21 protein-coding genes are annotated in these 23758 nt (G+C 71.3%); 10 read left to right on the plus strand and 11 right to left on the minus strand.

Features of this window, described 5'->3' with window-relative positions:
- Positions 1-70 precede the first annotated feature (70 nt).
- Positions 71-1000, minus strand: a complete 930-nt coding sequence (locus Sru02f_RS01415; RefSeq protein ID WP_109029384.1) for a metallophosphoesterase — start codon at positions 998-1000, stop codon at positions 71-73.
- A gap of 120 nt (positions 1001-1120) precedes the next feature.
- Between Sru02f_RS01415 and Sru02f_RS01420 the strand changes: the two genes are divergently transcribed.
- Positions 1121-1585: a GatB/YqeY domain-containing protein gene (locus tag Sru02f_RS01420; protein WP_109029385.1), complete on the plus strand. Its 465-nt coding sequence runs from the start codon at positions 1121-1123 to the stop codon at positions 1583-1585.
- Between the two features lie 116 nt (positions 1586-1701).
- On the opposite strand, the gene Sru02f_RS01425 is transcribed toward Sru02f_RS01420, so the two are convergent.
- Positions 1702-3966: a transglycosylase domain-containing protein gene (locus tag Sru02f_RS01425; RefSeq protein ID WP_109029386.1), complete on the minus strand. Its 2265-nt coding sequence runs from the start codon at positions 3964-3966 to the stop codon at positions 1702-1704.
- 460 nt (positions 3967-4426) lie between these two features.
- Between Sru02f_RS01425 and wblA the strand changes: the two genes are divergently transcribed.
- The gene (wblA, locus tag Sru02f_RS01430) at positions 4427-4765 is read left to right on the plus strand and encodes a transcriptional regulator WblA (RefSeq protein ID WP_174854983.1); all 339 of its coding nucleotides are present in this window, start codon (positions 4427-4429) and stop codon (positions 4763-4765) included.
- A gap of 14 nt (positions 4766-4779) precedes the next feature.
- On the opposite strand, the gene Sru02f_RS01435 is transcribed toward wblA, so the two are convergent.
- Positions 4780-6237, minus strand: a complete 1458-nt coding sequence (locus Sru02f_RS01435; RefSeq protein ID WP_109029388.1) for an ArsA family ATPase — start codon at positions 6235-6237, stop codon at positions 4780-4782.
- Positions 6234-7211 (minus strand): ArsA-related P-loop ATPase, encoded by a 978-nt coding sequence (locus Sru02f_RS01440; protein ID WP_109029389.1) that lies wholly within the window; start codon positions 7209-7211, stop codon positions 6234-6236. The genes Sru02f_RS01435 and Sru02f_RS01440 overlap by 4 nt, the downstream gene beginning before the upstream one ends.
- Positions 7212-7363: 152 nt before the next feature.
- Here Sru02f_RS01440 and Sru02f_RS01445 point away from each other — a divergent pair, with 152 nt between their 5' ends.
- From Sru02f_RS01445 to Sru02f_RS01465, 5 genes are all read left to right on the plus strand, one after another.
- On the plus strand, positions 7364-7525 hold the full coding sequence (locus tag Sru02f_RS01445; RefSeq protein WP_003975360.1) for a DUF4177 domain-containing protein: 162 nt from the start codon (positions 7364-7366) through the stop codon (positions 7523-7525).
- Positions 7522-7989 carry a RidA family protein gene (locus Sru02f_RS01450; protein WP_003975361.1) on the plus strand — a complete coding sequence of 156 codons (468 nt, stop codon included), beginning with the start codon at positions 7522-7524 and terminating at the stop codon, positions 7987-7989. The genes Sru02f_RS01445 and Sru02f_RS01450 overlap by 4 nt, the downstream gene beginning before the upstream one ends.
- Positions 7990-8223: 234 nt before the next feature.
- Positions 8224-9288: an alpha/beta fold hydrolase gene (locus tag Sru02f_RS01455; protein WP_109029390.1), complete on the plus strand. Its 1065-nt coding sequence runs from the start codon at positions 8224-8226 to the stop codon at positions 9286-9288.
- Between the two features lie 59 nt (positions 9289-9347).
- The gene (locus Sru02f_RS01460; RefSeq protein WP_109029391.1) at positions 9348-10286 is read left to right on the plus strand and encodes an NUDIX hydrolase; all 939 of its coding nucleotides are present in this window, start codon (positions 9348-9350) and stop codon (positions 10284-10286) included.
- Positions 10283-11125, plus strand: coding sequence for an MBL fold metallo-hydrolase (locus tag Sru02f_RS01465; RefSeq protein WP_109029392.1), 843 nt, complete (start codon positions 10283-10285; stop codon positions 11123-11125). The genes Sru02f_RS01460 and Sru02f_RS01465 overlap by 4 nt, the downstream gene beginning before the upstream one ends.
- Positions 11126-11165: 40 nt before the next feature.
- On the opposite strand, the gene Sru02f_RS01470 is transcribed toward Sru02f_RS01465, so the two are convergent.
- A complete protein-coding gene (locus Sru02f_RS01470) occupies positions 11166-11840 on the minus strand; it encodes a Crp/Fnr family transcriptional regulator (RefSeq protein ID WP_003975365.1) in 675 nt (224 codons plus the stop codon).
- Positions 11841-12209: 369 nt separating this feature from the next.
- Between Sru02f_RS01470 and nth the strand changes: the two genes are divergently transcribed.
- Genes nth through Sru02f_RS01485 form a run of 3 tightly spaced genes read left to right on the plus strand, consistent with a single transcriptional unit; the run spans position 12210 to position 15348 of the window.
- Positions 12210-13301 (plus strand): endonuclease III, encoded by a 1092-nt coding sequence (gene nth / locus Sru02f_RS01475; RefSeq protein ID WP_167469288.1) that lies wholly within the window; start codon positions 12210-12212, stop codon positions 13299-13301.
- A gap of 52 nt (positions 13302-13353) precedes the next feature.
- Complete coding sequence (locus Sru02f_RS01480; RefSeq protein ID WP_109029393.1) at positions 13354-14097, plus strand: NUDIX hydrolase; 744 nt, start codon at positions 13354-13356, stop codon at positions 14095-14097.
- A gap of 45 nt (positions 14098-14142) precedes the next feature.
- Positions 14143-15348, plus strand: a complete 1206-nt coding sequence (locus Sru02f_RS01485; RefSeq protein ID WP_109029394.1) for a MarP family serine protease — start codon at positions 14143-14145, stop codon at positions 15346-15348.
- A gap of 48 nt (positions 15349-15396) precedes the next feature.
- Here Sru02f_RS01485 and Sru02f_RS01490 read toward each other — a convergent pair whose 3' ends face one another.
- From Sru02f_RS01490 to Sru02f_RS01515, 6 genes are all read right to left on the minus strand, one after another.
- Positions 15397-15582 (minus strand): hypothetical protein, encoded by a 186-nt coding sequence (locus tag Sru02f_RS01490; protein ID WP_078582024.1) that lies wholly within the window; start codon positions 15580-15582, stop codon positions 15397-15399.
- 171 nt (positions 15583-15753) lie between these two features.
- On the minus strand, positions 15754-16728 hold the full coding sequence (locus Sru02f_RS01495) for an alpha/beta fold hydrolase (protein ID WP_109029395.1): 975 nt from the start codon (positions 16726-16728) through the stop codon (positions 15754-15756).
- Positions 16725-17213, minus strand: coding sequence for a phage holin family protein (locus Sru02f_RS01500; protein WP_109029396.1), 489 nt, complete (start codon positions 17211-17213; stop codon positions 16725-16727). Before Sru02f_RS01500 ends, Sru02f_RS01495 begins: the two co-directional genes overlap by 4 nt.
- 134 nt (positions 17214-17347) lie before the next feature.
- On the minus strand, positions 17348-18772 hold the full coding sequence (gene nhaA / locus Sru02f_RS01505; protein ID WP_109029397.1) for a Na+/H+ antiporter NhaA: 1425 nt from the start codon (positions 18770-18772) through the stop codon (positions 17348-17350).
- A gap of 183 nt (positions 18773-18955) precedes the next feature.
- Entirely contained in the window at positions 18956-20911 is a 1956-nt protein-coding gene (gene acs / locus Sru02f_RS01510) for an acetate--CoA ligase (protein WP_109029398.1), read from the minus strand.
- Between the two features lie 262 nt (positions 20912-21173).
- Entirely contained in the window at positions 21174-23651 is a 2478-nt protein-coding gene (locus tag Sru02f_RS01515; RefSeq protein ID WP_109029399.1) for a SulP family inorganic anion transporter, read from the minus strand.
- Positions 23652-23758: the final 107 nt, after the last annotated feature.

The raw sequence follows: 23758 nt of genomic DNA on the forward strand, positions 1-23758 counted from the left end.
GGTTACTCGGTTGCCCGGCTACCCCGGTGACCGTCTGGATCCGCCCGCAACCTCCCCCCCCGGGGGTCGGTCAGCCCTCCCGGCCCACCAGCGTCAGCAGCGTCGCCTCCGGTGGGCAGGCGAAGCGGAACGGGGTGTATCGGTTCGCGCCGCAGCCGGCCGAGACGTGGAGGTGGGCCGTGTGACCGTCGGACGTGTGCGTGGACAGGCCCTTCACGCGGTCGGTGTCCAGGTCGCAGTTGGTGACGAGGGCGCCGTAGAAGGGGATGCACAGCTGGCCGCCGTGGGTGTGGCCGGCCAGGATCAGGGGGTAGCCGTCCGCCGTGTAGGCGTCCAGGACGCGCAGGTACGGCGCGTGGACCACGCCCATCGAGAAGTCGGCCGTGGCGGACGGGCCGCCGGACACCTCGGTGTACCGGTCCCGCTTGATGTGCGGGTCGTCCAGTCCCGTCAGCTCGACCGACACGCCCTCGATCTTGAGCGTGCCGCGGGTGTTCGTCAGGTTCTGCCAGCCCGCGGCGTCGAAACCGTCGCGCAGGTCCTCCCACGGGTTGTGGACGGCACCGACGACGGGCGGGTTGCCGTTGAGGCCGTGGCGGCCCTGGACCTTCTCGAGCAGGTACCGGGCGGGGTTGCGGGGCCGCGGACCGTAGTAGTCGTTGGAGCCGAAGACGTAGGCGCCCGGGAATTCCATCAGGGGGCCCAGGGCGTCCAGGACCTCGGGGACCCCCTCCGGGTCGGACAGGTTGTCGCCGGTGTTGATCACGAAGTCGGGACGCAGCCCGGCCAGCGACCGCAGCCAGCGCTGCTTCTTGCGCTGACCGCCGACCATGTGGATGTCGGAGACCTGGAGCACCCGCAGGGGACGCATCCCGGACGGGAGGACGGGGACCGTCACCCGCCGGAGGCGGAAGGAGCGGGGCTCGATCCCCGCCGCGTAGACCAGACCGGCGGCGCCAACCGCCGTGACTCCCAGGGGTACTCCATATCGCGCGCGCATACGTCCATCGTGTCAGAAGCGGCGGGGGAAGCGGCGCCGGGAGGCCGGCCGCGGTCGCCGTCACCGTGGGCACGGAAATCGGCGGGCGCCGTTCCTCGCGTACCTGCGACAATCAGGTCCATGACCACGCTCAAGGCGAAGCTGCACGACGACCTCAACTCCTCGATCAAGGAGCGCGACGAGCTCCGCTCCTCCACGCTCCGGCTGACGCTGGCCGCGATCACCAAGGAGGAGGTCGCGGGGAAGGAGAAGCGCGAGCTCTCCGACGACGAGGTGCAGAAGGTGATCACCCGCGAGGCGAAGAAGCGCCGCGAGGCCGCCGAGGCCTTCGCCCAGGGCGGCCGCGCCGAGCAGGCCGAGCGGGAGAAGGCGGAGGGCGAGGTGCTGGCCGCCTACCTGCCGAAGCAGCTCTCCGACGACGAGCTGAACGCGATCGTCGCGCAGGCCGTGCAGGAGGCGAAGGCGGGCGGCGCCGAGGGACCGCGGGCCATGGGCGCCGTGATGAAGATCGTGAACCCGAAGGTGGCCGGGCAGGCCGAGGGCGGCCGGGTCGCCGCCGCGGTCAAGAGGCTCCTGGCCGGCTGAGCCGTCGCGGCGTCGTCCTTACGACACGGCCGAAGCCGGTCCCGCCGTAACGTCGGAAACGTGTGAGGGCCCTCTCCGCAGTCGCGGGGAGGGCCCTCACACGTGAAGGGAACGGGTCAGCGTCGTCCGCCGGGTCCGTTGCCCGGGCCCTGGATCAGGTTGCCCGGGAAGCCGCCGTCCCCGCCGCCGTTGCCGGTGCCGCCGTCGGTCAGACCGGCGATGAAGCCGTCGTCGTCGCCGTTGTTCCCGTCGTCGGGCTTGTCCTCGTCGCGGCCCTTGTCCTTGTCCTTGTCTTTGTCCTTGTTCTTGTCGCCGTCCGGGATGTCGACGAGGTTGAACGAGGGGGAGTCCTTGCCCGACAGGGCGCCGGTCATGGCGTCCTTCCAGATCGGGCCCGGGACCGCGCCACCGAAGACGAGGGGGTGGTAGACGCCGCCGATCGTGATGTTCTTCATCTCGACCTCCTGGCTGGCGCTGCCGACCCAGACGGCGCCCGACATGTTCGGCGTGTAGCCGACGAACCAGGCGTTCTTGCGCTCGTCGGTCGTACCCGTCTTGCCGGCGTTGGCGCGGTCGCTCAGACCGGCTGCCTTACCGGTACCGGAGTCGACCACGCCCTGCAGCAGGGTGTTCACGCTGTCCGCGGTCTTCTCCGTCATGGCGCGCGAGCACGTCGACTTCGGCACCTCGAGCGACTTCTGCTTGTTGCCGACCTTCTGGGTGATCGACTCGATCGCGACCGGCGTGCAGTACATGCCGCGCGAGGCGAAGGTCGCGTAGGCGCTCGCCATCGTCAGCGGGGACATACCGACCGAGCCGAGGGCGAGGGCCGAGGGGTTCTGCGGCAGCTTGTCCCCGTTGCCCTGGTGGACGTGGAGCTTGTCCGCCATGGACGCGACCGGGCACAGGCCGATGTCGGCGAGCATCTGGACGAAGTAGGTGTTGACCGACTTGGCCATCGCCTCCTTCAGCCGGTACGGGCCGACCTCCGACTCGTTCTCGTTCTCGAGGCGGTAGCCCGAGTCGTTGATCCAGGGCTTGTCACAGGTCTGGATGGGGCTCGGGTAGTCCATGTCGTACGGCGACGAGTACTCCTTCGTCGCCGGTACGTTCTCCTCCAGGGCCGCGGCCGCCAGGAACGGCTTGAACGTCGAGCCCGTCGGGAAGCCGTAGTTGGAGCCGCCGACCGCGTGGTCGACCGAGTAGTTGATCTCGGTCTCGTTCTTGCCGTAGCCGTACGGCTTCGACTGGCCCATGGCGACGATCCGGCCGGTGCCGGGCTCGACCAGGGTGCTGGCCGCGGCGACCGAGTCCGACTTGTTGACGTGGTCCTTGAGGGACTGGTGCACCGACTCCTGGGCCTGCGGGTCGAGCGTCGTGCGGACGGTCAGGCCGCCCTGGTTCCAGACCTTGGCCCGGTCCTTGCGGGTCTTGCCGAAGACCGGTTCGCTCAGGAAGACCTCGCGCACGTAGTCGCAGAAGAAGCTCGCGTCGTTCACGGCCGTGATGCAGCCGTTCTTCGGCTTGCTGACCTTCAGCCCGAGCGGTGCCTTCTTCGCCTTGTCGGCCTGGGCCGGGGAGATGTCGCCGACCTGGGCCATGCGTGTCAGGACGACGTTGCGCCGCTTGGTGGCCTCCGCCTCGTCGTTGACCGGGTCGTACCGGCTCGGCGACTGGACGATGCCGGCCAGGAGGGCGGCCTCCTGGACGTTGAGGTCCTTGGCGTGCTTGGAGAAGTAGCGCTGCGAGGCGGCCTCGACCCCGTAGGCCTGCTGGCCGAAGAACGTGATGTTCAGGTAGTTCTCGAGGATCTTCTTCTTGCCCAGCTCCTCCTCGACCTGGATCGCGAGCTTCAGCTCCTGGATCTTGCGGCCGATGGTCTGCTGGGTGGCCTGGGCGACCTTCGTCGGGTCGTCGCCCGCCTCCTCCACGAAGACGTTCTTGACGTACTGCTGGGTGAGGGTGGAGGCGCCCTCGGAGACCCCGCCGCTGCGCGCGTTCTTGTTGAGGGCGCGCAGGACGCCCTTCAGGTCGACCGCGCCGTGCTCGTAGAAGCGCGAGTCCTCGATCGCGACGATCGCCTTCTGCATGTACGGCGAGATGTCCTTGAGGTCGACCACCGTGCGGTCGCGCGAGTAGACCGTGGCGATGGTGCCGCCCTCGGCGTCGAGGATGGCGGTGCGCTGGCTCAGCGGGGGAGTCTTCAAGTTGGTCGGGAGGGCGTCGAAGCTCTCCACCGACCCCTTGGCGGCCAGCCCCAGCGCGCCCACGGCGGGCAACGCGATGCCGGCCAGCACTGCTCCCGCGAGCACACTGACACCGAGGAACTTGGCGGCCTGCTGCGTTGGCGACAGACCACCGCCCGAGCGCTTCTTTGGCATGGAGGCAGCCTACGTTCTCATTCGCCGGACACGCGTATATGCCTTGGCCTAAGCTGCACTCAACTGTCACAGCAGTGAGGCCACGTATCAATACGTCCGGCGACCCCGAATCGTTCCGGATCCGCTCGATTTTTTTCCGAGGGGCCCCGCTGGGGGGCGCGTTGGTGTGTACCGGCGCGTGCCACGGCGTGTGGGGTGCGTGTCCGAATCCGCCTTGTGTGTCAATCGGTGTCCGTTGTGGCGCAACAGAGATGACCCGAATGTCTGGATCGTCGCGCATGTCGCCAGCTCACTCCCCCGGGTGATCTGCCGCTTACCCATAGTCCGTTCGGGCCATTCAAGATTGGGCCCGAAGGGGGTGTTGCGCTGTGCCCACCTTCCGTAACGTCCTCAACTGGCGGCGGTGAATATGCCGCTGCCGCCGTGGGGGAGCCTCGATTCGGGAGAGGACGGCGCCGGTATGGGCTGGGTAACCGACTGGAGTGCGCAGGCCGCCTGCCGCACTACCGATCCGGACGAACTGTTCGTTCAGGGAGCAGCGCAGAACAGGGCCAAGGCGGTGTGCACCGGATGTCCGGTGCGGACCGAGTGCCTGGCCGACGCGCTCGACAACCGCGTCGAGTTCGGCGTGTGGGGAGGCATGACGGAGCGGGAACGCCGCGCGCTGCTGCGCAGGCGGCCCACCGTGACCTCCTGGCGCCGGCTACTCGAGACGGCGCGGACAGAGTACGAACGAGGGGTCGGCATCGTGCCCCTCGAGGACGACGAGGTGTACGAGAACTACGCGGCCGTGGTCTGAGCCCCGAGGCCGGATCAGGCGCCCGGCTCGGGCAGCTCGGGTCGGCCGGTGGCCAGGCGTGCCCCGATGTCCCGCAGTCCCGCGAGGTCGTGCACGTCGCCGGGCAGCGCGGCCACCTCGGTGACCGCCACCTCGGGATGACGCGCGGTGAAGCGGTCACGCGTGCGCTGCTCGCGGGCGAGCAGGTGCATGCGCTCCGCGTGCAGCCGTAGCAGGCCCGCGGCGAGCGCGTCGACCGACCGCTCCGCCGAGTCGGAAACCTCGGGTGAGGTGTCGGAAGCCTCCGGTGAGCTGTCGGAAGCCTCGGGAGGGGCGTTGGTGGCCCCGGGTGAGGTGTCGGGGGCCGAGTCGCCGGGCTCGGAGCCGGCCGGTTCTGAACTGCCGTACGTGTCGGGAGAGTTGCCGGAAGAGGTACGAAGTCCAGCTTTCCCGCCGTCCTGATCCACAATGCGGGGATCCTCAAGATTTTCCGCGGCGGCGAGTGCCCGCTCGGCCGACAGTCGGTCGGCGCCGCTGCCGTGGACCCGGTTGAGCACCAGACCGGCCAGCGGCATGTCCTCGGCCGCCAGCCGCTGAACGAAGTACGCGGCCTCGCGCAGGGCGTCCCGCTCCGGGGCCGCGACCACCAGGAACGCCGTCCCGGGCGCCTGGAGCAGCTTGTACGTCGCGTCCGCGCGCGTCCGGAAGCCGCCGAACATCGAGTCCATCGCGGCCACGAAGGTCTGCACGTCCTTGAGGAACTGCCCGCCCAGCACCTTCCCCAGGACGCCGGTCATCATCGACATGCCGACGTTCAGGAACTTCATTCCCGCCCGGCCGCCGACCTTCGCCGGGGCCAGCAGGACGCGGATCAGCTTGCCGTCCAGGAAGGAACCGAGGCGCTTGGGGGCGTCCAGGAAGTCCAGCGCCGAGCGGGACGGAGGCGTGTCGACGACGATGAGGTCCCACTCGTCCCTCGACCGCAGCTGCCCCAGCTTCTCCATCGCCATGTACTCCTGCGTGCCCGCGAAGCCCGCCGAGAGCGACTGGTAGAACGGGTTGCCGAGGATCGCCGCCGCCCGTTCGGGATCCGCGTGGGACTCGACGATCTCGTCGAAGGTCCGCTTCATGTCGAGCATCATGGCGTGCAGCTCGCCGCCCGCCGCGTCGTCGACGCCCTTCACACGGCGCGGGGTGTTGTCGAGCGAGTCGATGCCCATGGACTGCGCCAGCCGCCGGGCCGGGTCGATGGTGAGGACGACCACCTTGCGGCCGCGCTCGGCCGCCCGCAGGCCCAGGGCCGCGGCCGTGGTCGTCTTGCCGACCCCGCCCGAACCGCAGCACACCACGATGCGGTTGCGCGGGTCCTCCAGCAGGGCGTCGACGTCGAGCACGCGCGCGGGGGCCAGACGGCGCGCGCCGCCCTCCTGGTGGCGGGCCTGGTGGCCGGCCTGGCCGCCCTTCTGATGACGGGCCGGGTCGTCCGGACTCATGCGATCCCCTGCTTCCGCAGCTCGGTGGCCAGCTCGTACAGGCCCGCCAGGTCCATGCCCTCCGCGAGCAGCGGCAGTTCGTGCGTCGGCAGGCCCAGCTCGCCGAGGACCGCCCGCTGCTCCTGCTCCAGCGCGTATCGCTCGGCGTACTCGCCGGCCTGGGCGAGGAGCGGGTCCACCAGCCGCTCGGCGTGGCCGCCCCGCCGTGCCCCGCCGAGTCCCGCCCCGGACAGGGACCGGGCCAGCGCCGTACGCGGTGTCTCCCGGACCAGCTCCAGATCGGTGGCGTCCAGGACCTGCGGACGCACCATGTTGACGACGACCCGGCCCACCGGGAGCCCTGCCGTCCGCAGCTCGGCGATGCCGTCCACGGTCTCCTGGACCGGCATCTCCTCCAGCAGCGTCACCAGGTGCACGGCGGTCTCCCGCGACTTCAGCACCCGCATCACGGCCTGCGCCTGATTGTGTATGGGGCCGACCTTCGCGAGTCCCGCCACCTCGTCGTTGACGTTGAGGAAGCGCGTGATGCGACCGGTCGGCGGGGCGTCCATGACGACGTAGTCGTACACGAACCGCCCCTGCTTGTCCTTGCGCCGGACCGCCTCGCACGCCTTGCCGGTCAGCAGGACGTCCCTGACCCCAGGCGCGATGGTGGTCGCGAAGTCGATCGCGCCGAGCTTCTTCAGGGCCCGTCCGGCGCTGCCGAGCTTGTAGAACATCTGGAGATAGTCCAAAAGGGCCAGTTCGGCGTCGATGGCGAGGGCGTACACCTCCCCGCCCCCGGGAGCGACGGCGATCTTCCGCTCCTCATAAGGCAGCGCCTCCGTTTCGAAGAGCTGCGCGATGCCCTGGCGGCCCTCGACCTCGACGAGAAGCGCGCGCTTCCCCTCGGTGGCCAGGGCCAGCGCGAGGGCCGCGGCCACCGTGGTCTTGCCGGTACCGCCCTTGCCGCTGACGACCTGGAGCCTGCTCACGTATTCGAGCGTAACCAGTCCGCGCGCGGAGTACGCCGGTGGCTGTGGACAACGTGGTCCCGGCCGGCGCCCGCGGGGGCCGGGCAGCGGCCGCGGACGGCCCCCGGACAGCGGCTGCGGAGGTGCCCCGGCCAGCGGCTAGAGTCGGCCGCATGACCAAGTGGGAATACGCAACCGTGCCGCTGCTCGTCCACGCCACGAAGCAGATTCTGGACACCTGGGGCGAGGACGGCTGGGAGCTCGTCCAGGTCGTGCCCGGGCCGAACAACCCCGAGCAGCTCGTCGCCTACCTGAAGCGGGAGAAGCAGGCATGAGCGCCGTCGAGGCGAAGCTCGCCGAGCTGGGCCTGACGCTGCCCGAGGTCGTTCCGCCGCTGGCCGCCTACCAGCCGGCCGTGCAGTCCGGCCCGTACGTCTACACGTCCGGCCAGCTGCCGATGCTGGGGGGCAAGCTTCCGGTCACCGGCAAGGTCGGTGCCGAGGTCACTCCGGACGAGGCGAAGGAACTGGCCCGCACCTGCGCGCTGAACGCCCTGGCCGCCGTGAAGTCCGTCGCCGGTGACCTCGACCGCGTCGCGCGTGTCGTCAAGGTCGTCGGCTTCGTCGCGTCCGCCGCCGACTTCACCGGCCAGCCCGGTGTGATCAACGGTGCCAGCGAACTCCTCGGCGAGGTCCTGGGCGACAAGGGCGTGCACGCCCGCAGCGCGGTCGGCGTGGCGGTCCTGCCGCTGGACGCGCCGGTGGAGGTCGAGATCCAGGTGGAGCTGGTCCAGCCGTAGCGGACCGGGCGTCCGGTACGCCGACTGGGCGGACTTCCCGCCGTACACCGACGGAGCGGGGAGAGCCGGCGCCGGGTGCGGCTGGCGCGTTGCCAGCCCGGCAACAAACCTCGCGCCCGCCGCACCGCCCCCCGCAGGATCGGTCCCGGTGCCCCGTACGGAGCGGTAGCCGGCCCAGGCCGGTCCTCCCGGTTCCGACGGGGGCCGTACCGACCGTATGCGCCAGGAGGAGCCATGCCGCAGCCGCCCGTGACCGACCAGCAGACCGGCGAACGAGACGCCCGGCAGGACGGCGGGCCCGGACAGGCCGCCGACCGGCCCGTGCACCGGCTGGTGCCCTCACCCGCCGGCCGGATCCACCTGGTGGAGCAGGGCAGCGGGCCGCTGGTCCTGCTCGTGCACGGCTTCCCCGAGTCCTGGTACTCCTGGCGCCACCAGCTGCCCGCACTGGCCGCGGCCGGGTTCCGCGCCGTCGCCCTCGACGTACGCGGCTACGGGCGCTCCTCGCGGCCGGACGTCGTCGAGGCGTACCGGATGCTGGACCTGGTGGCGGACAACGTCGCCGTGGTGGAGGCGCTGGGAGAACGCTCCGCCGTGGTCGTCGGCCACGACTGGGGCGCGAACATCGCCGCCCACTCCGCGCTGCTGCGGCCGGACGTGTTCCGCGCGGTGGGCCTGCTGAGCGTGCCGTACACCCCGCCGGGCGGACCGAGGCCAAGCGACGTCTTCGCCGGCATGAGCGACCCGGCCGGGCCTTTCGCCGGGCAGGAGTTCTACGTCTCCTACTTCCAGGAGCCCGGCCGCGCCGAGGCCGAGATCGAGCCCGACGTACGAGGCTGGCTCGGCGGCCTCTACGCCGCCCTGTCCGCCGACACCATGCCCGGCCCGGAGGAGCCCGACCCGCACTTCGTCGCCCCCGGCGGCCGGATGCGCGACCGGTTCCCGGCCGCCGGGCGGCTGCCCTCCTGGCTGACCGAGGAGGACCTGGACGTCTACGCCGGGGAGTTCGAGCGCACCGGCCTGACCGGCGCCCTCAACCGCTACCGCAACATGGACCGAGACTGGGCCGACCTGGCCGCGCACGAGGGCGCCCCGATCACCCAGCCGTCCCTGTTCCTCGGCGGCGCGCTGGACGCCTCCACGACCTGGCTGACCGACGCGATCGAGGCGTATCCGGTCACCCTGCCCGGGCTGCGCGCCTCGCACCTTCTCGACGGCTGCGGCCACTGGCTCCAGCAGGAGCGCCCCGAGGAGACGAACCGGCTGCTCACCGAGTGGCTGACCGGCCTGCCCTCCTGACGCCCACCGGGTCCCTTGGGCCACTCGAACATCCGCCCGTCACCGGATAGCCTCCGGCCATGGCGAATGGTCAGGCGAATGGTCAGTGGTACCCACCGGAATGGCCGGACCGTATCCGCGCGCTGGCGGCCGGCACCCTCACCCCGGTCACCCCGAAGCGCGCGGCCACCGTCATGCTCCTCAAGGACACCGGTACCGGCACCGAGCCCACCGGGGCCCGGTCCGGTCCCGCCGTCCACATGCTGCGCCGCCGTACCTCCATGGCGTTCGCCGGTGGCGCGTACGCCTACCCGGGCGGCGGGGTCGACCCGCGCGACGACGACCGCGCCGTCGGCTGGGCGGGCCCCACGCGCGCGTGGTGGGCGGACCGGCTGGGCGTCGACGAGGCGGGCGCCCAGGCGATCGTCTGCGCGGCCGTACGCGAGACGTACGAGGAGGCCGGTGTCCTGCTCGCGGGTCCGACCGGTGACTCGGTGGTCGGCGACACGACGGGCGCGGACTGGGAGGCCGACCGGGCCGCCCTGGTCGACCGTGAGCTGTCCTTCGCGGAGTTCCTGGACCGCCGGGGCCTGGTCCTGCGTTCCGACCTGCTGGGGGCCTGGGCGCGCTGGATCACCCCGGAGTTCGAGTCCCGGCGCTACGACACCTGGTTCTTCGTGGCGGCGCTTCCCGCGGGGCAGCGCACCCGCAACGCCTCCACCGAGGCCGACCGCACGGTGTGGATCACACCGGCCGACGCGACCGCCGGGTACGACAAGGGCGAACTGCTGATGATGCCGCCCACCGTCGCGACCCTGCGCGGTCTCGCCGGGTGCGCCACGGCGGCCGAGGCGCTGGCGTCGGCGCCCGGCCGCGACATGACGCCCGTGCTGGCGCGGGCACGGATCGTCGACGGCGAGATCGTCCTGTCCTGGCCGGGTCACGAGGAGTTCACCAAGCACGTCCCGAGCACGGCACCGGCGACGCCCACCGACCCGACCGGGGGAGCCCCCGCATGACGGACGCAGCAGCACTGCCCGGACAGCCGCGCGGCGGCGTCCTGTCGGGACCGGCCACCGCGCGCGCGGTGAACGTCCTCGCGCCCAACGCCTCCGCGATGACCCTGGACGGCACGAACACCTGGATCGTCGCCGAGCCCGACTCCGACCTGGCCGTCGTCGTCGACCCGGGCCCACTGGACGACGCCCACCTGCGGCACGTCGTCGACACGGCCGAGCGGGCCGGCAAGCGGGTCGCGCTGACGCTGCTGACGCACGGTCACCCGGACCACGCGGAGGGCGCCGCGCGCTTCGCCGAGCTGACCCGCACGAACGTACGGGCCCTGGATCCGGCGCTGCGGCTGGGCGACGAGGGCCTGGCGGCCGGTGACGTGATCGGGGTCGGCGGCCTGGAACTGAGGGTCGTGGCGACGCCGGGGCACACGGCGGACTCCCTGTGCTTCCATCTCCCGGCCGACCGTGCGGTCCTGACGGGCGACACCGTCCTGGGCCGCGGCACGACGGTGGTGGCCCACCCGGACGGCCGTCTCGGCGACTACCTGGACTCGCTGCGCCGGCTCAGGTCGCTCACGGCCGACGACGGGGTGCACACGGTGCTTCCGGGGCACGGGCCCGTCCTCGAGGACGCCCAGGGTGCCGTGGAGTACTACCTCGCCCATCGCGCCCACCGTCTCGCCCAGGTCGAGACGGCGGTGGAGGACGGCCACCGCACGCCGCGCGAGGTCGTCGCCCACGTGTACGCGGACGTCGACCGCTCCCTGTGGCCGGCCGCGGAGCTGTCGGTGCGGGCGCAGCTGGAGTACCTGGGCGAACACGGGATCGTCCAGCTGCCCGAATAGGAGCCCCGGGTAGACCCCGAGGGGTCTGCGGGGCGGCGGATCAGCGGGAGCGCTTGGCCAGTCGCTCCACGTCCAGGAGGATCACCGCGCGGGCCTCCAGGCGGAGCCAGCCGCGCTGGGCGAAGTCCGCCAGCGCCTTGTTGACCGTCTCGCGGGATGCGCCGACCAGCTGGGCCAGCTCCTCCTGCGTCAGGTCGTGCACCACGTGGATGCCCTCCTCCGACTGCACGCCGAAGCGGCGGGAGAGGTCGAGCAGGGCGCGGGCGACACGGCCGGGAACGTCCGAGAAGACCAGGTCCGACATGGCGTCGTTGGTCTTGCGCAGGCGGCGCGCGACGGCGCGCAGCAGCGCGGTGGCCACCTCGGGCCGGACGTTCAGCCAGGGCTGGAGGTCGCCGTGGCCGAGGGCGAGCAGCTTGACCTCGGTCAGCGCGGTGCCGGTCGCCGTGCGCGGGCCCGGGTCGAAGAGCGACAGCTCGCCGATCAGCTCGCTGGGGCCGACGACGGCCAGCATGTTCTCGCGCCCGTCGGGGGACGTGCGGTGGAGCTTGACCTTGCCTTCCGTGACCACGTAGAGGCGGTCTCCGGGGTCCCCCTCGTGGAACAGGGTGTCGCCGCGGGCGAGGGTCACCTCACTCATGGAGGCGCGGAGCTCCGCGGATTGCTCGTCGTCGAGCGCCGCGAAGAGCGGGTTGCGCCGCAGAACGTCGTCCACGAGTTCTCTCCTTGTCGACCGGCTCAGAGGATCTTGTTCCCCCGGTGTACCAGGGGTCCGTGGTGCCCATTTTGCCGGACAGTCCAAACAGTGTGATCTGTCACAAGGATGCCGCACTGATGTCCCGGGGTACGCGGCAGGGGTCCAATTGGGCGCCGGTCTTCGAGGTCCGGGGCGGATGTCGGTGCCGGGTCGTAGGCTGGCCGGGTGTCCAAATCGCCGGTGAGAGCACAGGCCGAGGGGGCTGCGCGGGTGAGTGCACATCGCGATTCCGCTGTGGGCGAACAGGGTCCCGATGGCGGTAGGAAAACGGCGAAAGCGACAAAGAAGGCAGTGCCTGCCAAGAGGGTGACTGCGGAGAAGGGTGCCGTGGAGAAGAGCGCCGCGAGTAAGAAGACCGCAGCGAACGCGAGTAGGAAGTCCGCCGCGAAGAAGAGCGCCGCGAAGAAGACGGCGGCCAAGGAGACCGAGGCGAAGAAGACGGCGGCCAAGAAGACCGCGGCGAAGGAGACGGCGGCGGCCAAGAAGACCGCCGGCAAGACGGGCGCCAAGGCGGCCGCCGCGAAGCAGGTCCCGCCCGTCAAGAGGCAGGCGCCCGCCAAGAAGCCCGCCGTCGCCCCGGGGAAGGCCACCGCCGCCGTCAAGGGCGTCGCCCCGGCGAAGACCGTCGCCCCTAAGCCGCCGCGCGGCGAGTCGCGCACCGCGCTGGTGCGCCGCGCCCGCCGTATCGACCGGGAGCTCGCCGAGGTCTACCCGTACGCCCACCCGGAGCTGGACTTCGAGAACCCGTTCCAGCTGGTCGTGGCCACGGTGCTGTCCGCCCAGACCACCGACCTCAGGGTCAACCAGACGACGCCCGCCCTCTTCGCCAAGTACCCGACCCCCGAGGACCTGGCCGCCGCCGTCCCCGAGGAGGTCGAGGAGATCCTGCGTCCGACCGGCTTCTTCCGGGCCAAGACCAAGTCGGTCATAGGGCTGTCCAAGGCGCTCACGGAGGACTTCGGCGGCGAGGTCCCCGGGCGCCTCGAAGACCTCGTCAAACTGCCCGGCGTCGGCCGCAAGACCGCCTTCGTCGTGCTCGGCAACGCCTTCGGCCGCCCCGGCATCACCGTGGACACGCACTTCCAGCGCCTGGTGCGCCGCTGGCGCTGGACCGAGGAGACCGACCCGGACAAGATCGAGGCCGCCGTCGGCGCGCTCTTCCCGAAGAGCGACTGGACCGACCTCTCCCACCACGTCATCTGGCACGGCCGCCGCATCTGCCACGCCCGCAAGCCGGCCTGCGGCGCCTGCCCCATCGCCCCGCTGTGCCCGGCGTACGGCGAGGGCGAGACGGACCCGGAGAAGGCGAAGAAGCTGCTGAAGTACGAGAAGGGCGGCTTCCCGGGGCAGCGGCTGAAGCCCCCGCAGGCCTACCTGGACGCGGGCGGGAAGCCGGCGCCGCCGCTGGGGGCCGGGTGACGGAACGATCTCGGGGGCTCGGGGCGTTGGAGTCTGCAGGACGGGGGTGGCGATGACACGGGCGAGCGACACTCAGGGTCCCGCGAGGGACCGCACTCGGGGCGCGCTGCTCAGCAAGGAGGGTCTGCCGGGCTGGCTGGACCCGGTGGTGCGGGCCGTCGAGACGGTCCGGCCGACCCAGCTGAGCCGCTTCCTGCCGCCGGCGGACGGCGCCGGCCGCCAGTCCGCCGTCCTGATCCTGTTCGGCGACGGCACGCGCGCGGGCGAGGGCGGCGAGGAGGCCGGCCGGGGCCCGGAGCTGCTGCTCATGGAGCGGGCCGGCTCCCTGCGCTCCCACCCCGGCCAGCCCGCCTTCCCGGGCGGCGCCCTGGACCCGGAGGACGGTGATCCGCGCGGTGACGGCCCGTTGCGGGCCGCCCTGCGCGAGGCGGAAGAGGAGACCGGACTCGACCCGGCCGGCGTCCAGCTCTTCGGGGTGCTGCCCAAGCTCTACATCCCGGTGAGCGGTTTCGTCGTCTCCCCGGTGCTGGCCTGGTGGCGCGAGCCCACCCCGGTCGGTGTCGTGGACCCGGCCGAGACCGCACGCGTCTTCACGGTCCCCGTGGCCGATCTCACGGATCCCGCCAACAGGGTGACGACCATCCACCCCAGCGGGCACCGGGGTCCGGCATTCCTGGTCGAATCGGCGCTCGTGTGGGGCTTCACCGCCGGCATCATCGACCGTTTGCTGCACTTCGCGGGCTGGGAGCGGCCCTGGGACCGGGAGAAGCAGGTCCCGCTGGACTGGCGCGCATGACAGGGTGGCCTGCGTACCGCAGACGACAAGGCGAGGCCTGAATCAGTGAACGTGCTGGACATCCTGTTGCTGCTGGCCGCCGTCTGGTTCGCGATCGTCGGCTTCCGGCAGGGCTTCGTCGTCGGCATCCTGTCGGTGATCGGCTTCCTCGGCGGCGGTCTCGTCGCCGTCTATCTGCTGCCGGTGATCTGGGACGCGTTGACGGACAACGCGGAGGTGAGTCAGACCGCCGCCGTCGTCGCGGTCGTCATCGTCATCGTGTGCGCCTCCGTCGGCCAGGCCCTGACGACCCATCTGGGCAACAAGCTGCGCCGCTACATCACGTGGTCCCCGGCCCGCGCCCTGGACGCCACCGGCGGCGCCCTGGTCAACGTCGTGGCCATGCTCCTGGTCGCCTGGCTGCTCGGCTCCGCCCTCGCGCGGACCACGATGCCGACGGTCGGCAAGGAGGTGCGGCAGTCCACGGTGCTGGCGGGGGTGCAGGAGGTGCTGCCCGCGCAGGCCGACACCTGGTTCGACAGCTTCACCTCGGTCCTCGCGGAGAACGGCTTCCCGCAGGTCTTCAGCCCGTTCTCCAACGAGCCGGTCCTCGACACGCCGCCGCCCGACCCCGCGCTGGTGAACAGCCCGGTCGCCGTCACCGCCAAGCGCTCCATCGTCAAGGTCATGGGCACCGCCCCCGACTGCGGCAAGGTCCTCGAGGGCACCGGGTTCGTCTTCGCCGACCGCCGGGTCATGACCAACGCGCATGTCGTGGGCGGCGTCGACGAGCCCACGGTGCAGATAGGCGGCGAGGGCCGGAAGTACGACGCGACGGTCGTCCTCTACGACTGGCGGCGCGACATCGCCGTACTGGACGTGCCGGAACTGGACGCGCCCGCGCTGCGGTTCACCGGCGAGGACGAGGACGCGCGGGGCGACGACGACGCGATCGTCGCGGGCTTCCCGGAGAACGGGGCGTACGACGTCCGTGCCGCGCGGGTCCGCGGGCGCATCACGGCCAACGGACCGGACATCTACCACCGCGACACCGTCCGCCGGGACGTCTACTCGCTGTACGCGACCGTCCGTCAGGGCAACTCCGGTGGCCCGCTGCTGACGCCGGAGGGCGAGGTGTACGGCGTGGTCTTCGCCAAGTCCCTGGACGACCCCGACACCGGTTACGCGCTCACCGCGGACGAGATCCGCGAGGACATCAGCAAGGGCCGCACCGCCAGTCAGCAGGTGGACAGCGACAGCTGCGCGCTCTAGCCCCGCGTCCGGGCAGGCCCGTGCACGGGGGCGCCGGTGCGGCGTGTCTCAGGTCCGTGGATGGCGCAGGCGTACGGAGACCCAGCGGGCCCGGCGGCGCAGGATGCGCGGAATGCCCACCCGAAGGTCCGCACCCGCGAGTTGCGGGGTGCCGCCGCGTCGGTGGGTGCTGCTCACGCCGCTCGTGGAGCGGCCGTCGCGTGCTACGTCACTGTAGTCGTGCGTCCAGCCCATACCCGGACGTGTGCCCCCGCCCCAAGGTCGATAACCGTTCCCGGCGCCCCCAATTGGCCTATGCGCCGGGCAAGTGGCCGTTCATAGGACGAGCGTTCCGATTCGGATACCGGGTGCTTCCGTTCGGTGACCGAACGCTGACCGATCGCTCACCGAACGATCGCTGAACCGTCATCGATCGGGTTCGGGATCCTTCAGCCAGTTGATCAGTTCGGTCGAGAAGGCGACCGGATCCTCTTCGTGCGGGAAGTGTCCGAGCCCGTCGAACAGCCGCCAGCGGTAGGGCGCTTCGACGTACTGCCCCGACCCGGCCGCGCTCCGCGTCCGCATCACGGGGTCCAGGGAGCCGTGCAGGTGCAGGGTCGGCACGCGCACCGGCCGCTTCATCCGGCGGTAGAACTGGATGCCGTCCGGGCGGGCCAGGGAGCGCACCAGCCAGCGGTACGGCTCGACCGAGCAGTGCGCCGTGGAGGGGATGCACATGGCACGCCGGTACGCCGTCACCGCCTCGTCGTCGAGCAGCCGCGGCCCGGACCAGTCGTGGAGCAGCCGGCCGACCAGCGCGCCGTCGTCCGCGGTCAGTTGACGCTCCGGCACCCAGGGCCGCTGGAAACCCCAGATGTAGGAGCCCGCCCGGCTCTGGCGGACGTCCCCGAGCATGGCCGAGCGCCAGCGCCTGGGGTGCGGCATGGAGGACACCGCGAGCCGTCGTACGAGCTTGGGCCGCATCGCGGCGGCCGTCCAGGCCAGGTAGCCGCCGAGGTCGTGACCGACCAGCGCGGCGTCCGGCTCGCCGAGCGAGCGGATCACGCCGGTGATGTCGAGCGCGAGGCCCGCGGGGTCGTAACCGCGCGGGGTCCGGTCGCTGCCGCCGACGCCGCGCAGGTCCATGGCGACCGCGCGGAAACCGGCGTCGGCGAGCGCCACCAGCTGGTGCCGCCAGGTCCACCAGAACTGCGGGAAGCCGTGCAGCAGCAGCACCAGCGGCCCGTCACCCAGCTCGGCGATGTGGAAGCGGGCGCCGTTGGCCGCGACGTCCCGGTGGGTCACCTCGGGTCCGCCCGGGATGCCGAGGCGCACGACCGAGGTGGGGTTGGGGTGCTGCGGCGAGGGGGATTGCCCCGGAGGTGTGCTGGAGCCCGTCATGAGGACGAGCGTGCCACAGCCTCGATCGCTTCGGGGGACCGGTCCGCGGGCAGTTCCGGGCGGGGGTGCGGCTTGGCGTTCTGGAGCACGCCCGCCGACTGCTTCACCGAGGCGGCGACCTTCTGCGGGCCGCGGCCCTTCTTGGCCTTCTTCATGAAGACGACGCCGATCAGTGCGAGGACGATCGCGACCAGCACGTTCGCGGCGAACGACAGCAGGAAGCAGAGCGCCATGTTCCAGCCGCTCCAGGTCCGGATGCCGTAGGCCAGTGCGAAGCTCAGCATCGGCAGCGAGAAGAGCAGGACCAGCCCCGCGGCGGACAGGGCGCCGCCGCTGGTGGCCCCGCGCTTGACGTCCGTCTTCAGCTGCGCCTTCGCCAGCGCGATCTCGTCGTGCACGAGCGCCGACATTTCGGTGGTCGCCGAGGCGAACAGCTGGCCGATGCTGCGTTCGGTGCCGACCGGGCTGCCGTCGGGTGCGCTCATCGCGGTCTCCCTCTTCTGCTGGCTCTTCTGCGTACGGTTCCGTGGCGTCGTGTCGTCCTCGGCCCGGCCGTGTCCGGCCCGGCCCGTGTCCGCTCGACTGCGTACGGCCCCGTCTTTTGTACCGTCTCGTCAGATCATGCCGGACCGTCGCCCTCATCGCCTGCCCCGCCCGCCACTTCGGCAAGCCGCGCCGACTCCATCTCCTGGGCGATCCGGCGGTGCTCGGCGGCCTTCTTCTCATAGACGGCGGCCACCCGCAGGTGGTACGCGGGGTCGTCCTCCTCGTAGATGTCGGGGACACCGCTGAGGTCGTCGTCGCGCTCCTCCTCCGCGACCATCCCCCGGTACTTCGCGTTCCGTATCTTCAGCAGCACCGTGGCCAGGGCGGCCGCGATCAGCGAGCCGGTCAGGACGGCGGCCTTGACCTGGTCGGTCATCGCCGCGTCGTCCTCGAAGGCCAGCTCGCCGATGAGCAGCGAGACGGTGAACCCGATGCCGGCCAGGGTCGCCACCGCGAACACGTCGGCCCACTGGAGGTCGTCGCTGAGCGAGGCCCTGGTGAAGCGTGAGGTCAGCCAGGTGCCGCCGAAGATGCCCAGCGTCTTGCCGACGACGAGCCCGAGCACCACACCGAGGGTCTCCGGCTTGGTGAAGACGTCGGCCAGCGCCCCGCCGGAGATGGCCACACCCGCGCTGAACAGGGCGAACAGCGGCACCGCCAGGCCCGCCGACAGCGGACGCACCAGGTGTTCGATGTGCTCGCCGGGTGAGTGGTCCTCGCCCTCGCGCGTGTGGCAGCGCAGCATCAGGCCCATCGCGACACCGGCGATGGTGGCGTGGACGCCGCTGTTGTACATCAGGCCCCAGATCACCAGCCCGAGCGGGACGTACACGTACCAGCCGCGCACGCCCTTGCGGAGCAGCAGCCAGAAGACGACGAGCCCGACGACCGCGCCGCCGAGCGCGGCGAAGTTGAGACCGTCGGTGAAGAAGACCGCGATGATCAGGATGGCGAACAGGTCGTCGACGACCGCGAGGGTCAGGAGGAAGGCGCGCAGGGCGCTCGGCAGCGACGTGCCGATGACGGCGAGTACGGCGAGCGCGAAGGCGATGTCGGTGGCGGTCGGCACGGCCCAGCCGGACAGGGAGCCGCCGCCCGCGGTGTTGGTGACGGTGTAGACGACCGCCGGTACGACCATGCCGCACAGCGCTGCCACCACCGGGAGCGCGGCGGCCTTGGGATCCTTCAGGTCACCGGCGACCAGTTCGCGTTTGAGTTCGATGCCGGCGACGAAGAAGAAGACCGCGAGGAGCCCGTCGGCGGCCCAGTGTGCGACCGACAGGTTCAGGCCGAGCGCCGCGGGGCCGAAGTGGAAGTGGCTGACGCTCTCGTAGCTGTCGTGCAGCGCCGGAATGTTCGCCCACACCAGGGCGGCGATCGCGGCGACGAGCAACAGGACGCCACCGACGGTCTCGGTGCGCAGCGCGTCCGCGATGTAGGTGCGCTCCGGCAGGGACAGCCGTCCGAAGGCTTTGCGGGGGGTGCGGGGCGCGGTCACGAGGAGAACCTCCGGTCGGTGGGCAGCACGGAACACATGCCGACCAGACTTCCCGGCGCACCATGAGGATCTTGATGATTCTCTTACGTTCCGTCCAGCTTACCCGGGCCCCGGATGCCGCACAGGGCGAGGGCACCCGGCGCGCGTCCGGCGCCGGGTGCCCTCGGGGTGCCTGCGGCCGGCTCAGTCCTCGCTGGGCGCGGCCGGAAGCTTCGTCTGGATGAGGTCCATGACCGTCGAGTCCGCCAGCGTCGTGACGTCGCCGACCTGGCGGTTCTCCGCGACGTCCCGCAGCAGGCGCCGCATGATCTTGCCGGAGCGGGTCTTCGGCAGCTCCGAGACCGGCAGGATCCGCTTGGGCTTGGCGATCGGACCGAGCGTGGCACCGACGTGGTTGCGCAGCTCGGCGACCAGGTCCTCGCTCTCCGCAGTGGTGCCGCGCAGGATCACGAAGGCCACGATGGCCTGTCCGGTCGTCTCGTCCGTCGCGCCGACCACGGCCGCCTCGGCGACCGACGGGTGGGAGACGAGGGCCGACTCCACCTCGGTGGTGGAGATGTTGTGGCCGGAGACGAGCATCACGTCGTCGACGCGGCCGAGCAGCCAGATGTCGCCGTCGTCGTCCTTCTTGGCGCCGTCGCCCGCGAAGTACTTGCCCTCGAAGCGCGACCAGTAGGTGTCGATGAACCGCTGGTCGTCGCCCCAGATGGTGCGCAGCATCGACGGCCACGGCTCGGTGAGCACCAGGTAGCCGCCCCCGCCGTTCGGCACCTCGTTGGCCTCGTCGTCCACGACGGTGGCGGAGATGCCGGGCAGCGGGCGCTGGGCGGAACCCGGCTTGGCCTCCGTGACGCCCGGCAGCGGCGTGATCATCATCGCGCCGGTCTCGGTCTGCCACCAGGTGTCGACCACCGGGGTGGCGTCCGCGCCGATGTTCTTGCGGTACCAGATCCACGCCTCGGGGTTGATCGGCTCGCCGACCGAGCCGAGGACGCGCAGCGAGGACAGGTCGAACTTCGCGGGGATGTCGTCGCCCCACTTCATGAACGTCCGGATCGCGGTGGGCGCCGTGTACAGGATCGTCACGCCGTACTTCTGCACGATCTCCCAGAAGCGCCCCTGGTGCGGGGTGTCGGGGGTGCCCTCGTACATGACCTGCGTCGCGCCGTTGGCGAGCGGGCCGTAGACGATGTACGAGTGTCCGGTGACCCAGCCGACGTCGGCGGTGCACCAGAAGACGTCCGTCTCCGGCTTGAGGTCGAAGACCGCCCAGTGGGTGTACGCCGTCTGTGTGAGGTAGCCGCCGGAGGTGTGCAGGATGCCCTTGGGCTTCCCCGTCGTGCCGGACGTGTACAGGATGAACAGCGGGTGCTCGGCGTCGAACGCCTCGGGCGTGTGCTCGGCGGACTGGCCGTCGACGGTCTCGTGCCACCACTTGTCCCGGGAGTCGTCCCAGGCGACGTCCTGGCCGGTGCGGCGGACGACGAGCACGTGCTCGACGATCCCCGCGCGCTCGACGGCCTCGTCGACGGCCGGCTTGAGCGCCGACGGCTTGCCGCGCCGGTAGCCGCCGTCGGCGGTGATGACGACGCGGGCGTCGGCGTCCTGGATGCGGGTGGCCAGCGCGTCCGAGGAGAAGCCGCCGAAGACGACCGAGTGCGCGGCGCCGATGCGGGCACAGGCCAGCATCGCGATCGCCGTCTCGGGGATCATCGGCATGTAGATGGCGACCCGGTCGCCCTTCTGCACGCCCAGCTCCAGCAGGGCGTTGGCGGCCTTGGAGACCTCGTCCTTCAGCTGGGCGTAGGTGATGGCGCGGCTGTCGCCGGACTCGCCCTCGAAGTGGATGGCGACGCGGTCGCCGTTGCCGGCCTCCACGTGGCGGTCCACGCAGTTGTAGGCGACGTTCAGCGTGCCGTCCTTGAACCACTTGGCGAACGGCGGGTTCGACCAGTCGAGCGTCTCGGTCGGCTCCTTCGCCCAGGTCAGTCGGCGGGCCTGCTCGGCCCAGAAGCCGAGCCTGTCAGCCTTGGCCTGTTCGTACGCCTCCGCCGTGACGTTGGCGTTCGCGGCCAGGTCGGCGGGGGGTGCGAACCTGCGTTCTTCCTTGAGCAGGTTGGCCAAGGATTCGTTGCTCACGACATCTCCCTTTCTCAGGGTTGTCCGTTGTGTCCCAGGCCACAGCTCATCAGACCCGGGGGGCCGATGACAAGGGTCGACGGGCAAATGGTTTAGACCTGTTCTGGTCGCCGTCTGCCTGCTGTGTCTCCTCCGTGGCTCTGTGGTCCGTGGTCACCCGTACCCACGGACGCCGACGGCGCGGGGTTCAGGGTGTGTAACGCCGCTCACACCCGCCCGCGCCGTGGTTCCCCGGGACCGCTCGGACGGTCCTGCCGGGCGGTCAGGCGGTCAGGTTCGTCTCCCGCACCAGCTCGAACACGCCGCCTTCCGCGTCCTCGGACAGCAGGTACGACTGGGCCTCGCCCACGTGGAAGTACATGCCGTGCAGCTCCAGGTCTCCGGCGTCCAGCGCGCGGGCCACCGAGTCGTGGGCGCGCAGGTGCTCCAGCTGCTGGACCACGTTGGCCAGGCACAGCCGCTCGGCCGTGTCGGCGGCCCCGCGTCCGGCCAGCCGGGGGCGGGCGCGACCGGGCCCCTGCTTCTGCTCCTGCTCGTTCCCGTCCACGTCGACGTCCGGCAGGGCGCGCTCCAGGCTGGGCAGGCCGTGCCGCAGCCACCGCTGGAGGGGCGTGCGCGCACCACCGTGTTCGGCGCCGAGCAGTGCCTGCATCGCCCCGCACCCGGAGTGCCCGCACACCGTGATGGAGCGCACCTTCAGCACGTCCACGGCGTACTCGATCGCCGCGGCCACCGAGTCGTCGCCGCTCTCCTCGCCGGGCAGCGGCACGAAGTTGCCGACGTTGCGCACCACGAACAGGTCGCCGGGACCGCTGGAGGTGATCATCGATGTGACCACCCGTGAGTCTGCGCAGGTCAGGAAGAGCTGGGAGGGCTGCTGTCCCTCCCGGGCCAGCCGGGCCAGCTCACGGCGCATCAGTGGGCCGGTGTTGCGGTGGAACGCGCTGATGCCGCGGGCGAGTTCGTGCCCGCTGGGCCCGTCGGGGGCACCGGACCCGTCTGTTGCGCCTGTTGTTTCTCTTGTGCCGGGTGCGTTCGGGCCGGTCGTGGTGCCGAGGCTTCCGGCGGGGGATCCGTCGGTGGCCGCCTGCCGGTCCGTGCCGCGTGGTGGGGCCGTCGGCGGGTGTTCGCACTGGTGGTTGCGCCAGGGCGTCCAAGGACGGCAGCGGCAGCCGTCCTCCTCGGCCGGTTCGGAGATCCGGGTGCCGGGCCGGCGGCCGGTGATGTCGACGGAGCCGCCCTGGGCGGTGTGCGTCTTCTGCCAGTCCTGCAGCGTCTCGTACGCCGCGTGGTCCATGAACGACCCGTCCAGCTCGACGACGGCGTCCGCTCCGTGGGGCACCTGGTGCAGGACCCGGCTGAGCCGGGGCACCGCGAGGAAGGTCAACTGGCCGCGTACATGTACGTGATGGACTCCCTCCGTGTCGTCGTGAGTGATCCGGGTGCGGGTGAGCCGGTGCAGGGCGACACCGACGGCGACGGCGATGCCCAGTGCGACGCCCTCCAGGACGCCGAGGAACACCACGCCGCAGGTGGTGACCGCGTAGACCAGCACCTCACGGTGGCGGGTCACCGTGCGGATGTGGTTCAGCGACACCATCTTGAGGCCGACGGCCATGACCAGGGCGGCGAGCGAGGCCAGCGGGATGAGCTCCAGGGCCGGGACCATCAGCAGTGCGGCGATCACTACGAGAACGCCGTGCAGCATCGTGGAGTTCCGGCTGACGGCGCCCGCCGCCACGTTCGCGGAACTGCGCACGGCCACACCGGCGATGGGCAGTCCGCCGAGCGACCCGGAGACGATGTTGGCGGCACCCTGACCGAGCAGTTCCCGGTCGAGGTCGGAGCGCTTGACGCGGCCGGTCAGGGAGGGCCGGGCGGCGACCAGTTTGTCGACGGCGACCGCGCCGAGCAGGGACTGCACGCTGCACACCAGCGTGGTGGTGAGGACGGCGGCGACGAGACCGAGTACCGGACCGTCGGGCAGCGAGGCCAGGGCGTGGCTGCTCCAGGACGGCAGGTCGACCTTGGGCAGGCGAAGCCCGGTGAGGGCTGCGACCACGGTGGCACCCGCGACGGCGATCAGGGCGGCGGGCAGCTTGCCCAGAACCTGGCCCGCCCGGCCGGGGATGCGGGGCCAGAGCAGCAGCAGGGTCAGGGTCAGCACGCTCACGGCCAGGTCGGCCGGGTGGAGGTTCGCCAACTGGGCCGGCAGCGCGACCAGGTTGTCGGGCACGGAGCTCTGGGGGGTGCCGCCGAGGACGATGTGCAGCTGGGCGACGGCGATGGTGACGCCGATGCCGGCGAGCATGCCGTGCACGATGGCGGGGCTCACGGCGAGCGCCGAGCGTGCCACGCGCAGGCAGCCCAGCCCCAGCTGGGCGATCCCGGCGAACACGGTGATGGCGCAGGTCGTACGCCACCCGTAGTGCTGGATGAGGTCGGCGGTGACCACGGTGAGCCCGGCGGCGGGGCCGCTGACCTGGAGCGGGCAGCCGCCGATTCGTCCGGCGACGATCCCGCCCACCGCGGCGGCGACGAGGCCGGCCTGGAGGGGGGCGCCGGTGGCGAGGGCGATGCCCAGGGAGAGGGGGAGGGCGATCAGGAAGACCGCGATCGCGGCCGAGACGTCGGCGCCCGCGACGCGGAAGCGCCGGGGGCCGTGGGGCGGCGGGCTGTGGGGTTGGTGGACGTGCTTGGTCCGGGCCGAATCGGCGCGGGCGGGGACGCAGGCTGACATGTTCCTGTCTCCTGAGAATCCGTTCGATTACAGCGAGTAAATAGAGAGTAATTCAGAGTAAAGAAGAGGCATAGGTTTTTAGCGCGAATGGAGTAACGCCCCGCGCA

The organism is Streptomyces rubrogriseus (assembly GCF_027947575.1).
GTDB lineage: Bacteria > Actinomycetota > Actinomycetes > Streptomycetales > Streptomycetaceae > Streptomyces > Streptomyces rubrogriseus.